13 protein-coding genes and 3 pseudogenes are annotated in these 13,400 nt (G+C 32.0%); 8 read left to right on the top strand and 8 right to left on the bottom strand.

Annotation, left to right across the window (positions count from 1 at the left end):
* Positions 1 to 310: pseudogene (locus KA883_RS00560) on the top strand (hypothetical protein); the annotation flags it as partial.
* Positions 311 to 484: 174 nt separating this feature from the next.
* On the opposite strand, the gene KA883_RS00555 reads toward KA883_RS00560, so the two are convergent.
* Positions 485 to 1,846 (bottom strand): SLC45 family MFS transporter, encoded by a 1,362-nt coding sequence (locus KA883_RS00555; protein ID WP_210139812.1) that lies wholly within the window; start codon positions 1,844 to 1,846, stop codon positions 485 to 487.
* Between the two features lie 209 nt (positions 1,847 to 2,055).
* Here KA883_RS00555 and KA883_RS00550 point away from each other — a divergent pair.
* Positions 2,056 to 2,690 (top strand): IS6 family transposase gene (locus KA883_RS00550; RefSeq protein WP_348634413.1). Its coding sequence is split into 2 segments (ribosomal slippage): positions 2,056 to 2,221 and positions 2,221 to 2,690, totalling 636 coding nucleotides; the frame shifts between segments, so codons are not numbered across the junction.
* A 58-nt stretch (positions 2,691 to 2,748) separates the two neighbouring features.
* Here the strand turns inward: KA883_RS00550 and KA883_RS00545 are convergent.
* The 3 genes from KA883_RS00545 to KA883_RS00535 form a co-directional block, all read right to left on the bottom strand.
* Entirely contained in the window at positions 2,749 to 3,150 is a 402-nt protein-coding gene (locus KA883_RS00545; protein ID WP_031903436.1) for a hypothetical protein, read from the bottom strand.
* Between the two features lies 1 nt (position 3,151).
* A complete protein-coding gene (locus KA883_RS00540) occupies positions 3,152 to 3,616 on the bottom strand; it encodes a hypothetical protein (RefSeq protein WP_224727994.1) in 465 nt (154 codons plus the stop codon).
* 137 nt (positions 3,617 to 3,753) lie between these two features.
* A complete protein-coding gene (locus KA883_RS00535; RefSeq protein WP_078099310.1) occupies positions 3,754 to 4,497 on the bottom strand; it encodes a ParA family protein in 744 nt (247 codons plus the stop codon).
* Between the two features lie 169 nt (positions 4,498 to 4,666).
* On the opposite strand from KA883_RS00535, the gene KA883_RS00530 reads away from it, so the two are divergent.
* Positions 4,667 to 5,173 carry a hypothetical protein gene (locus KA883_RS00530; RefSeq protein ID WP_031903438.1) on the top strand — a complete coding sequence of 169 codons (507 nt, stop codon included), beginning with the start codon at positions 4,667 to 4,669 and terminating at the stop codon, positions 5,171 to 5,173.
* A gap of 292 nt (positions 5,174 to 5,465) precedes the next feature.
* On the opposite strand, the gene KA883_RS00525 is transcribed toward KA883_RS00530, so the two are convergent.
* From KA883_RS00525 to cstA, 4 genes are all read right to left on the bottom strand, one after another.
* Entirely contained in the window at positions 5,466 to 6,068 is a 603-nt protein-coding gene (locus KA883_RS00525) for a recombinase family protein (RefSeq protein WP_031903439.1), read from the bottom strand.
* A 130-nt stretch (positions 6,069 to 6,198) separates the two neighbouring features.
* A complete protein-coding gene (locus tag KA883_RS00520) occupies positions 6,199 to 6,777 on the bottom strand; it encodes a recombinase family protein (protein ID WP_047504988.1) in 579 nt (192 codons plus the stop codon).
* A gap of 170 nt (positions 6,778 to 6,947) precedes the next feature.
* Positions 6,948 to 8,282, bottom strand: coding sequence for a persulfide dioxygenase-sulfurtransferase CstB (gene cstB / locus KA883_RS00515; protein ID WP_069827825.1), 1,335 nt, complete (start codon positions 8,280 to 8,282; stop codon positions 6,948 to 6,950).
* A 30-nt stretch (positions 8,283 to 8,312) separates the two neighbouring features.
* Positions 8,313 to 9,380, bottom strand: coding sequence for a persulfide response sulfurtransferase CstA (gene cstA, locus KA883_RS00510; RefSeq protein ID WP_012816716.1), 1,068 nt, complete (start codon positions 9,378 to 9,380; stop codon positions 8,313 to 8,315).
* A 137-nt stretch (positions 9,381 to 9,517) separates the two neighbouring features.
* Between cstA and cstR the strand changes: the two genes are divergently transcribed.
* From cstR to copB, 5 genes and pseudogenes are all read left to right on the top strand, one after another.
* Positions 9,518 to 9,778 carry a persulfide-sensing transcriptional repressor CstR gene (gene cstR, locus KA883_RS00505; RefSeq protein ID WP_031863946.1) on the top strand — a complete coding sequence of 87 codons (261 nt, stop codon included), beginning with the start codon at positions 9,518 to 9,520 and terminating at the stop codon, positions 9,776 to 9,778.
* Positions 9,778 to 10,533 carry a sulfite exporter TauE/SafE family protein gene (locus KA883_RS00500; protein ID WP_031863945.1) on the top strand — a complete coding sequence of 252 codons (756 nt, stop codon included), beginning with the start codon at positions 9,778 to 9,780 and terminating at the stop codon, positions 10,531 to 10,533. The genes cstR and KA883_RS00500 overlap by 1 nt, the downstream gene beginning before the upstream one ends.
* Before the next feature lie 134 nt (positions 10,534 to 10,667).
* Positions 10,668 to 11,273: pseudogene (locus KA883_RS00495) on the top strand (recombinase family protein).
* Between the two features lie 122 nt (positions 11,274 to 11,395).
* Entirely contained in the window at positions 11,396 to 11,722 is a 327-nt protein-coding gene (locus KA883_RS00490; RefSeq protein WP_031917994.1) for a four-helix bundle copper-binding protein, read from the top strand.
* 427 nt (positions 11,723 to 12,149) lie between these two features.
* Positions 12,150 to 13,400, top strand: a pseudogene (gene copB / locus KA883_RS00485) (copper-translocating P-type ATPase CopB); the annotation flags it as partial.

Here is a 13,400-nt window from a genome sequence, read left to right as displayed (position 1 = left end):
AAATAGTCCATACAGAAGACTCCTTTTTGTTAAAATTATACTACAAATTCAACTTTGCAACAGAACCCAGAATATTAATCCACAAGAAGCAACTTTTACTGAAGAATATCAAAATATCAACCAACAACAAAAAGAATGTCAACCAACTGAAGTAAATCATAAAAATATAATTGAAGAGAACAAGCATGACAGTACAGATGAATTAACAAAAGAGGATAAGTTTGTTGAAAAAACGAAGAGTGATTCCAGTGATAATAGGGAGGCAGAACCACCTAAAAAGAGATTTTGGAGTCGTTTATTTGGTAACTAATTGCAATTAAAAAGACACAACAAGTTCATGAACTTGTTGTGCCTTTTTAATGTGAATCAAACTTCTGATAATCATCGATTATGTAAAGAAAACAAGCCGAGATCTCGGCTTGTTTTCTTCTTGTCTTGATTAGTTGTTATTAAATTATACGAAAGGCCCTTATTTTTCAGTATTTCATTCAAATTTTGCGTTAATAAATTTAACTGAGATTGCACCCAGAAGCATCATGATTCCTGCAAATAATAACATCGCAGGCATTGAACTTCCTAATAGTGGGAAAAGTGCAAAGCTTACTACAGAAGCGACAATTTGTGGTAGACAAATACTTGTATTAAATAAGCCTAGATAAGCTCCTGAATTTTCTCCATCAATTGCTTCGGTTAATAGTGTAAATGGTTGGGTGTTCATCGTTAAGTTATTAATACCAATGAATATAAATGAAATAATGAGTAACCATTGGTTATGAATAAAGAACATTGAAATAAGACCTAATCCACCAAAAATTAATCCAAAACTATACCAGAATTTTCTTTGAGAAGGTTTAGATTTTGCAATGACAAAACCAAAAATAACTGAACTTAAAAATTGTATACAGTATAAAACACCATACCAGTTACCTGCTGCTTGATATCCTGCTGAAGAAGGGTCTGTCGCATTCCATACATTTTTTGCTATTGCACCTGTTGAATATGTCCAGAGATACATTAATGCAAACCAATTAAAAAATTGAACTACACTAATTTGCCAAAATTGTTTAGGCGCAGTTTTTAACAGTTGCCATAAATTTAATTTCTCATTCCTATTATCATCTGAAATTCTGTGATAATAGTTATATGCTTTAGGTTCATATTCTTTAACGGAAAGGACAGTCCAAATAGAAGCAATGAGTAATACCGCTGCTGCAATATAATAAGCTAATTTTACTGTCATCGGTACTTCCCCTTTAGGGGCTACATTACTCATTCCCATAATTGTTAGTAAAAATGGTAATAGTGTAGCAATAATACCACCTAAATTTGAGAAGATTTGTTGCCATGACCAGGCCATATCTCTTTGTTTTTCGTTTACCATATCGCCAATAATCATTTTATAGGGCTGCATGCACGCATTTGAAGTCAAATCCATAAGTAACGTCATGATTGCACCAAATGACAAAGCCATAAGTGATGCATATCCAAATCCAAATGAACCTGCATTAGGTAATAGAACTAATACAATCGCTCCAATTGGACCAGCAATTAAAAGATACGGCATCCGACGTCCAAATCTAGTCCAAGTTCTATCAGAATAGTATCCAATAAGTGGTTGTACAATTATTCCTGCTAATGGTGGCAAAATAAAAAACCACCCTAAGTTATTCGGGTCAGCGCCTAGTGTTTGAAATATTCTTCCCATCATTGCTGATTGAAGTGCAAATGCCATGTTTACTCCGAAGAAGCCAAATGTAATAGAAAAAATAACTGCTTTTTTTAAATAGGGTAGTGTAATACCTTGTTCTTCAGTATTTTTAGTATGTATTTGATCTGTATCATTCATTTCTATCTCTCCTATTCATTACTTGATATAGTCATTCAATTCAATGATTAAATAGCTATATCAAATAACAATTCGTTGGAATCGTTTTCAAATGTAATTGTAACATTTTTGAGTTTTCTTAAAAACTTGCGCATTTCCTATAAATAACCCAGAGTTTATTTGGTTCTGTTGCAAAGTTGAATTTATAGTATAATTTTAACAAGGATGTTATCACTGTAGCCGCTGGCTACTATCTAAGATATGCATTGAGTTATCGTTATATATCTGAAATATTAAGGGAACGTAGTGTAAACGTTCATCATTCAACGGTCTACCGTTGGGTTCAAGAATATGCCCCAATTTTATATCAAATTTGGAAGGAAAAGCATAAAAAGCTTATTACAAATGGCGTATTGATGAGACGTACATCAAAATAAAAGGAAAATGGAGTTATTTATATCGTGCCATTGATGCAGAGGGACATACATTAGATATTTGGTTGCGTAAGCAACGAGATAATCATTCAGCATATGCGTTTATCAAACGTTTCATTAAACAATTTGGTAAACCTCAAAAGGTAGTTACATATCAGGCACCTTCAACGAAGGTATCAATGGCTAAAGTAATTAAAGCTTTTAAACTTAAACCTGACTGTCATTGTACATCGAAATATCTGAATAACCTCATTGAACAAGATCACCGTCATATTAAAGTAAGAAAGACAAGATACCAAAGTATTAATACAACAAAGAATACTTTAAAAGGTATTGAATGTATTTACGCTCTATATAAAAAGAACCACAGGCCTCTTCAGATCTACGGATGTTCCCCATGCCACGAAATTAGCATCATGCTAGCAAGTTAAGCGAACACTGTCATGATATATTAGTGGTTAGCTATATTTTTTACTTTGCAACAGAACCTTATTTATTTACTTGTGGCTTAAAGTAATCAATCATTACTAATTCAATAATTTTAATTAATCTACAATCAGCAATTGAGATAAAACTAAATTCTAAATCAGAAGAATGAGAAACTCCATTTTCTTTTAGGTAATTTTTAACGTTTTTAGTACCACTATCATTTTCACCAGTGTATTGTTTTAAACGTGTCTTTAATGTTTGACTTGTAGTATTTTGGTCTATATTGCCTCCACCTTGTCCAATATAGATAAGAGTACCATTGTGATAAAAAGCATATATCCCCCTTACGCTAGGTTTTACATGTTTATCAATGTTTTTACTATTTAGTGTATAAGATTGAGCATTCTGTAATGCATCTATTTCACGCTTATAGCCTTTTATTAAAGTTTTCATTGAGTACATACTATTCACCTCTTTGAGATTCAGCTAACTCTACCTTGTCCGTAAACAATTCATTAATTTCATCTTCAGTAATATCTGAATCAGTAGCTAGATATTTTACTTCATGACCTTTATTATTTTGTTCAAGGTAATACAGAATGCCATTTTCTTCAAATTTAAATGCTCTATTATAAGTACCTTCAGGGTTCTTATATCTCACTTTTTCAACACTTGGAATTAAGCCTTCGGTACTCTCCCACTCTTCAAGTACAGTATCTAATGCATAATTGATGATTTTAGATTTAAAACCTTTAGCTAATAGTCTATTATCTCTAGCTTGTTTAGTAGTTAAGTTATCTTGATATTGATTATTTAATCCATTAGTACCCTCCATTAGGTCTACTAAGTTTTGTAATTTGTCTAGTGTGTCCTGGTCTACTAAAAAAGTTGAACGTTTATGAGTTTCATTAATACGCCCTGAAGTCATTCTTTCATCTGAATATTCTTCAATTTTATCTTTAACATTTAGTTTATCTGAATTAGCTACAACTTCTTGTTTTAGTTGTTCTTACTTAGTTTCAGTCTTTTTTTTTAATATTGTTTGGGTCTAGGTTTAAAGCCATATTAATCAATCTCCTTAGCTAATTTTTCTAAAGCTCGTTTTAATTGTCTATGAGCTTTTGATATTGCTTTATGTTGTACAAGTATTTCACCATCATAGATACGGTTAGTCATTTCAATACTGAAAGGTATTGATTCGGCTAGATGTAAGTAATCTACTTGACTAATGAAGTTTTCTATTTCACGTCTAACTTCTCTATGTACCCTACTGTTTGTTACAGCTTTAACTGGAACTATATATATTTCAGCTTTATCATTTGTTTCAACTATTTCATTAATCATATCTGTAATGTTTTCTAGTGAGAAACGTTCAAGTTCTGTAGTAATAATTACATTGTCACTTGCAACGAATGCACTTACTACTCCACTAGTTAATATAGGGGCATTATCTATTAGAACTACATCATAATCATTGTATAAAGATTGTAGAGCTTCTTTAATAGCAAGTTTATCTACATGAACACTGCGTTCATCCATTCTTTTAGAGTCAGAAGCATAATCTATATTTTCAAATCTTGATTTATAAATAGCTTCTTTGATATCCACTTTATTGAATAGTACATCATAAATAGTTTTACTATGTTCAGCATCTTCTTTTTGTAAGAAGTTACTTAAATTCTTCTGAGCATCTTGTCCTATAGTAAGTACCCTTTTCTTTTTCTTAGCGTAGTACCCTGCAATATTTAATATTGTAAAAGTCCTTGCTGTTCCATCTTTTAAAGGGCCCATAGTAGTTATACGTAACATAATGAAATACCTACTAATACCTTTGTTTAATATGTATTAATACTATAATTTAAGAGTAAGTATTTCAATTGATTTATATTTAATATTACAATATATTAATTTTAAATATTTTGTTAAATATATCGAATAATTTAGTAAAATAAAATTATAATAAATAGGGAGATAACAAATGAAAAAATTAATATTAATTGTAGGTTTAGTTGCTATAACTTTATTAATAACTGCATGTGGTAAAAGTGATGATGAGAAGTTTTTAGAAGGTGAATGGGAAGGTACCAATAATAGTAATAAAATTATTTTCAAAGATGGGAAAGAAACTACTATAACAAGTGAAGGAGAGACTGAAAACTCTTATGAAATTGTAGAGGATGATGATGACAAAGATATTATAACTATTGAGACAGATGGAAAAGAGTTTAATGATGATTTTGATGGTTTTACTTTCTATTCAGAGTTTAAAAAAGACGGAGATAAAATTGTCTATTTAATGTCCTACCTAGAAAATGATAAAACTGGTAATTATGATAACCAATATACAGTCGATGGAAATAATGAAATGTATGAAAAAACATCTTCATCCGGTTTTAGTTTCTGGGATATGATTGGAAAACTAATAGTACTAGGAATTGTTGTAGCTGTAATAGTAAAAGTTATAGATTTTTATAAAAAAAGATAGAAGACTTAAGTATGAGAAATTTTCTTGGATGAGTCTTGCTTGGATTTTAGTATCATGTAGTGTCTTAAGTGATATTCTTACTACCTTTTTGAGAATTCCAATAGGTATTATTTTAGGCTTATATTTGGAGGTATTACTAAAAAAAGATGTTTCTTGATATTAACTTAATTTTTAATAGCTCCAGTTAATTACTTTTAAGGTTGTATAATTATTAAATTAAGAAAATATTATATTAGAAAAGGGAATGCATATTTGTATTTCCTTTTCTTGTACTGTTATAAAAATTGAGACGCTATACGCTATCTTTCTTAATTCTATAAACTGTCTGCCTTGTGATATTAACCTCTTTCGCAATCTTACTGATAGCTGTGCCTTCTTTTAACATTTCCACAACTCGATGATAAATAATGCGTTTTTGAGGATCCTTTGCATTCGCTGAATAAAGTAACGGACGCCCTTTATATACACCTTTTTCTTTCGCAACTTGAATACCTTGAGCTTGTCGACGTTTACTTTCATTTCGTTCTTGTTCTGAGACCATTGCTAATATTTGTACGATTAAATCTTTCATAAACTTATCTAATAAAGGATTGCCAATGACTTCATTCATCATAGGTAAACTAGTAATCATCAATTGAACTTCTTTATCCTTTAAATAATTAACTGTGTTAATCACTTCATCATAATTACGACCTAAGCGATCAATCGATTCTACTACAAATCTATCGCCCATTCTCACAAAGTTAAGTGCTTCTTGAAATACGGGTCTATTTTCTACTGACTTTCCCGATTGTTTCTCTGTAAATATTTTCTCTACGCCAAATGTTTTCAAATTATCTAGCTGTCTCTCTAATTTCTGATCTACCGAAGATACTCTTGCATAACCTACAATCATTCATTTTCACTCCACAATTAATATACACCCTAATCATACGTTTAAGTTACTATAAATTCAACAACTTATTTTGTATGATTAGGGTGTATCCTGTCTGATTTTTTAGCTTTCTTAAAACTTAGTAATATTTTTATTTATCTTTATTTTCTTGGTTATTTAACTTATTGAGATAACGATAGATTGTTGTACGTGAAACTTTCCATTGCTCTGCAATAGTTTTAATTGGTGTTCCATTATCATAAAGTGTTTTAAGTAAAGTCAAATCTTGTTTATTTAATTTTTCTGGTCGACCTCCATAGCGTCCTCTAGCACGAGCTGCAATTCGCCCCGCTGAAGAACGTTCTAAAATTAAATTACGTTCAAATTCTGCAAATGCTGCGAATAAATGAAATAATAATTGCCCTGTAGAACTTGATTTATCCATCGTTATATTTTCTTCTAAACTATGGAAACTTACACCTCGTTCGTTAAGCTCATTAACTAATGTGATTAAATCTTCCATATTACGTCCTAGTCTATCTAATCTCCAAACAACAATCGTATCTCCTGACCTCGCAAATTCAATGGCTTTATCTAAACCAGGTCTTTTACTTTTTGAACCACTCATATGGTCGTTAAATATCTTTTCACAACCATATGCATTTAATCGATCCTCCTGTAAATTTAAATTTTGTAATCCAGTTGAAACTCTTGCATAACCTATTTTCAAAAGACAAACCTCCTATATACACCTTCAGTGTACCATAACTTAATTACAAGGTCTTTTGTGAACATAGATTTTTTGTTGGGTTTATGAACACAGAAATATATGCGATACTCACTTATTTCGACATAAAAAGAGAGTGTACAGAAAATGGTTATTTTCTGTACACTCTTAAATTATTTTAATGATTCTGGAAAATCTTGATAGCCTTCTCTAATATTTACGACATGTTCAAATCCTTTGTTTTCTAAGATACCCACGGCGATTGAACTTCTAACACCTGACTGACAATGTACGTATATTTTATCCTCTTTATTAAATGGAATATTTTCATTTAATAATTTACCATGCGGAATATTGACTGCTTGATCTAAGTGCCCATTATTCCACTCTTCTTCATTACGTACGTCAAGTATATATTCTTCTTTACCAGTCATATCAACGCTATGGATGGATTGGGTTAAAATTTCTGATTTTGGTAAACGATAACCTGCTACATTATCAAATCCAATTAATTGTAAAGTATGCGCTGCTTGTTCAACGGTAGATTTATCACCAATTAAATCTATACTATTTTCATAGTCTAAATACCAACCGATTTGGTTAATAAAGTTTTTGTTGTAAGGAATATTGATTGTCCCTTTAGTATGACCACCATGAAAGGCTTCTTTGCTACGAAGATCAAATGCTATTCTTTCATTGTTTAAACTAGGATAAACATTGTATGGTTGATATAACTCCATACCAAATTGGTTAATTTTTTTCATTTGTGTAAAATGATGTGGTGGTGCTGGTTGATTTGATGTTAATGTTTCAATGAATTTGGTTTCATCAGTTTCACTAAATGCCCAGTTATTTATTTTTTCATAACCTAGCGTAGACATTGGTACGGCGCCTAATGCTTTACCACAAGGACTTCCAGCACCGTGACCTGGCCAAATTTGAATATAATCTGGTAAATCTTTAACACTTTCTATAGATTGATACATTTGTTTCGCACTAACTTCTGTAGAACCTTCCATTTGAACTGATTTTTCTAGTAAATCAGGTCTACCGATATCACCAACAAAGACAAAATCGCCACTAAATAAGCCCATTGGAACGCTTGAGCCGCCACCTTCATCAGTGAGTAAGAAACTGATACTCTCAGGGGTATGACCAGGTGTATGCAATACTTCTAATTTAATGTTACCTACATGAATAATATCTTGATGTTTAACAAAATGTGTTTGTTCTGGCATATTACGATAACTTAATTCATCGTCACCTTCGCCAGATACATATACGTTTGCATTTAATTGTTCTGCCACATCTCTAATGCCTGAAGCAAAATCAGCGTGGATATGAGTTTCTGCAGCTTGTGTAATTGTAAAACCTTCGCTATCTGCAACTTCCATATATTTTGTTAAGTCACGTACAGGGTCAATTATTATTGCCTCTCCTGTGCGTTGACAGCCAACTAAATAAGATGCTTGAGATAAATTGTTATCGTAAAATTGTTTAAAAAACATATAAAGAACTCCTTATTTTAATAGATTTAATTAAATAAATAAATTATGACTCGCGTTTTCAGTATCACCTATATAAGTGCCTACACCGCCGTACTCAACTTCGTCTCTTAATTCTTCTTTCTTAATGCCCATGACATCCATGCTCATCGTACATGCGATTAATTTGATATCTTGGTCGATTGCTTGGTCGATAAGTGATGGTAATGAATCAACATTTTTCTTTTTCATTACGTAGCGCATCATGATATTACCTAAACCGAACATATTCATTTTAGAGAGTGGCATTTTCAAGGGTGTTTTTGGCAACATAAAATCAAACATTTTTGCGATACCTTTCTTTTTAACGTTAGCTGTTTGCGCTTTTTTCAACGCGTTAAGTCCCCAGAAAGTGAAAAAGATGGTTACATCTCTTCCTGCAGCTTTAGCACCATTCGCAATAATCATTGCTGCCACTGCTTTATCTAATTCTCCACTAAATAGTACAATTGTAGTGCCTTTAGACGTATGACTCACTTCTAAATCTTTGGGTTGTTCTTTTTGAATAATCGCTTTAATTTCATTGTCACCCCCATCAAGTTTTACTAATGTGTGTCCCGTTTGTTTCGCCCAGCTTTTAATATCACTTGCGAATCCTGGATCTGTGACTGTAACCTCAATTTGGTCACCTTCTTGAATATTTTTTACTTCTTTACTGATATTTACAATAGGGCCTGGACATTGAAGACCACTATAGTTTAATTGTTTACGCTCTGCTTTAATTTCTACATTTGTGTTTTCTTCTTTTGTATCATCGCTGACGTTTTTTTCTTCATAAGCTTTATAGCCGCCGTCTAAATTTACAACGTCATAACCTTGTTCAGCTAAATATTTACTAGCTTTAGCACTTCTGTTACCACTTTTACAGTGTACATAATAGGTTTTATTTTTGTCTTTATTGAACGACTCAATCTCATCTACAGGATGCAGTGTGGAACCATTGATGTGCCCCAATTCATATTCTTCTTGTGTTCTTACATCAATCAATTGACCTTGAGAAGTTAATTTTTCTAATTCTGATTTACTTAAATCATTAATATGTTTTTCATTATATTGTTTCATAATAACCTCCTGTTAAATACCTATAAGGGTATGTTAAAAGATATAACTCTTTTTGTCAAATACCCCTGCACGTATTTGACAAACTTGTTTTAATTTATTATTATGACTCTATTCAATTAAAAGTGGAGGAAATTACTATGAATTATGATAAAAACATGATCAATCGTATTAATAGAGTACAAGGGCAATTAAATGGCGTTGTAAAAATGATGGAAGAAGAAAAGCATTGTAAAGATGTGATTACGCAACTTAGTGCTTCAAAAAGTTCATTACAAAGATTAATGGGGATTATTATTAGCGAAAATTTAATTGAATGCGTCAATTCAGCTGATGACAACAATGAAGATTCACAAGAAATCATTAATGAAGCTGTTAACTTATTGGTGAAAAGTAAATAATGGATATTATAAATATTATCATTATGTTGCTCATCGGAGTGTTCGGAGGATTTATATCTGGTCTAGTAGGTATAGGTGGCGCTATTATTATTTACCCAGCCATTTTATTGTTACCGCCACTATTTGGGGCTCCTGCATATAGCGCGTATATCGCATCAGGACTTACTTCTAGCCAAGTCTTTTTCAGTACCTTAAGTGGCTCTTTGAAAGCAAGAAAAAAACCAGAATTCTCACCCCAGTTGGTCCTTTATATGGGAGGAGGTATGATTATAGGGAGCATGTTAGGGGCTTTGCTAGCAAATTTATTTGATGCTACATTTGTAAATATGGTGTATATTATCATTGCTTTACTTGCATTAATATTAATGTTTATTAACGTAAAACCTAGTTCAGACCAATCTTCCTTTAATAAGCCTTTATTGGTTATTGTGGGTCTTTTCGTTGGCATCATTTCGGGTATAGTTGGAGCAGGCGGCGCCTTTATTATTATTCCTATATTATTAGTTTTATTCAAATTACCAATGAATACGGTGGTTGCTAATAGTATAGTAATTGCTTTTATATCTTCAATTGGCGCCTTTATCATTAAACTTATACAAGGTTACATTCCTTTAGAAGATGCGTTATTTTTAATAATAGGGAGTATTATTTTCGCTCCGTTAGGTTTAAAATTAGGTAAAAAAGTCCCTAGTTTTGTACAAAAGTGGATCATCAGTATTTTAATTATTATTGCGATTATTCAAATTGTTTTATAAATAAGAAAGAGAAGTACAACTAATATTTGTACTTCTCTTTCTTATTTATAAAGTTAAAAAATTCTCATATAGCAAGTAAATTGACATGCTACATTCGTTTGTATGATTAGGGTGTATGAGAAAGGGTGTTAAAAATGATAGTTGGATATGCAAGAGTTTCTACCGTTGATCAAAATTTGGATAGACAAATTGAAAATTTGTAATCTTTTGGTGCTGAGAAAATCTTCACTGAAAAACAATCAGGGAAATCTATAGAAAATCGACCTGTATTTCAAGAAGTATTAAATTTTTTAAGAATGGGAGATCGTTTAATTATTGAGTCTATTGATAGACTAGGAAGAAATTACGATGAAATAATCCAAACAGTTAATTATTTAAAAGATAAAGAAGTTCAATTAATGATAACGAGTTTACCCATGATGAATGAAGTGATTGGTAATCCATTACTAGATAAGTTTATGAAAGATTTAATCATTCAAATATTGGCAATGATTTCAGAACAAGAAAGAAATGAAAGTAAACGTCGACAAGCTCAAGGTATTAAAGTAGTCAAAGAAAAAGGTATTTATAAAGGAAGACCTGTTCTGTATTCTCCCGATGCTAAAGACCCTCAAAAAAGACTTGTTTATTATCGTATTGTTGAACTACTGAATAAAGAAATGTCAATTAGTAAGATAGCTAAAAAAGTCGGTATAACAAGGCAAACTATATACAGAATTAAAAAAGAAAGAAAATATTAAGAGAAGTACATTTGATATTAAAATCCTGCGCAGTTTCTATGGAGTTCAGCAATTATCGGTTTATTTACTAAATAGAATGGGAATTAATTTAAGAGATTTAGATTTCATTGGAGGTGTATCAAATGACTGATAAACAATATTACAATCTGGTTCAAACGCTACATGAATGTATGGAAGCGTGTAATCATTGTTACGATGCCTGTTTGAAGGAAAAAGACATGACAATGATGGCAGAGTGCATCCGTCTGGATCGTGAATGCGCAGACATCTGTGCATTTTTAGAACAATCGCTAACAAGAAATTCACCATTTGCTTCTGATTTGGCGACAATATGCGCCAAAGTATGCGGAGCATGTGGTAATGAATGTCAGAAGCATAACCATGACCATTGTCAAAATTGTGCAGAGACGTGCTTTAAATGTGTAGAAGCTTGTAAAGAAATCGCGTAAACAAAACCAAATAATATAAGGAGTGGCACATTGGAGATAAAGCCCCCATGTGCCACGTTTTTATTTCTTGCAACTAAAGAAACGAATATAAAATAAGTATGTGCCTGGAAACACAGCAATTTAACCCAGCAATATGAATATACCTCTTGGACGTCGGTTTACCACAGTCATAATGATAATCAGGATATCAAGTATAAAACCAGCGCCTTTGCCTAGTTTGCTCTCAACTTCAATATTCCCCCATGCAATGCCACAATTTCTTTGGCGATGGACAAACCAAGACTAAAGTTTCTATTTAAATGGCTATCAAATTTTCTGAACGCTGAAAAATAAAAAATACTAAATAATATATACGTCCAGGGGGTATATGTTATACTCACATTATCTTATTACTATCTCTAAAAATATAAAATTAGGAGGTTTTATTTTGCCGAATAATGAAAAACATCAAAATCATGAGAATCATAGCCATCAAGAACATGAGAATCACGCTAGTCATGGCGATCATGCACATCATCATGGGAATTTTAAAAGTAAATTCTTTATTTCTTTGATTTTTGCGATACCGATTATTATTTTATCACCCATGATGGGGGTTAAATTACCGTTTCAATTTTCATTTACAGGGTCAGATTGGATTGTATTAATTCTTGCTACTATTTTATTCTTTTATGGAGGAAAGCCATTTTTATCAGGGGCTAAAGATGAAATTTCAACTAAAAAACCTGGAATGATGACGCTTGTTGCTCTAGGTATTTCAGTTGCTTATATTTATAGTTTATACGCCTTTTATATGAATAATTTCAGTGGTTCATCCACACATACAATGGACTTTTTCTGGGAATTAGCGACTTTAATTTTAATCATGTTATTAGGTCATTGGATTGAAATGAACGCAGTAGGTAATGCAGGCAATGCACTGAAGAAAATGGCAGAACTTTTACCTAATACTGCAGTGAAACTGATTGATAATAATCAACGAGAAGAAGTTAAAATATCAGATATTTATATTGACGATATTGTGGAAGTCAGAGCAGGCGAAAGTATACCCACAGACGGAATCATTGTTCAAGGAGAAACATCAATTGATGAATCATTAGTTACTGGCGAATCAAAAAAAGTTCATAAAACTCATAATGATGATGTTATTGGGGGTTCAATTAATGGTTCAGGCACAGTACAAGTTAAAGTGACAGCTACGGGTGAAAACGGCTACCTATCTCAAGTTATGGGTCTTGTTAACCAAGCGCAAAACGATAAGTCAAAAGCTGAACTCCTCTCGGATAAAGTCGCAGGTTATTTGTTTTACTTTGCCGTAGGAATTGGGCTGATTTCATTTATTGTATGGATGCTTATTCAAAATAACGTTGATTTCGCACTCGAACGACTTGTAACCGTATTAGTTATTGCTTGTCCTCATGCATTGGGATTGGCAATACCTTTAGTTACAGCACGTTCTACTTCTATAGGCGCACATAATGGTTTAATCATAAAAAACAGAGAATCTGTAGAAATCGCACAACACATTGATTACATCATGATGGATAAAACTGGGACACTTACTGAAGGTAACTTTTCAGTGAATCACTATGAAAGTTTTACGAACGAGCTAAATAATGAAGAAATATTGAGTCTATTTACTTCATTAGAAAGTAACTCTAATCATCCACTTGCCACT

This window comes from Staphylococcus sp. GDY8P54P (assembly GCF_017892645.1).
Classification (GTDB): domain Bacteria; phylum Bacillota; class Bacilli; order Staphylococcales; family Staphylococcaceae; genus Staphylococcus; species Staphylococcus ureilyticus.
This window is presented reverse-complemented; position numbering and strand designations above follow the sequence as displayed.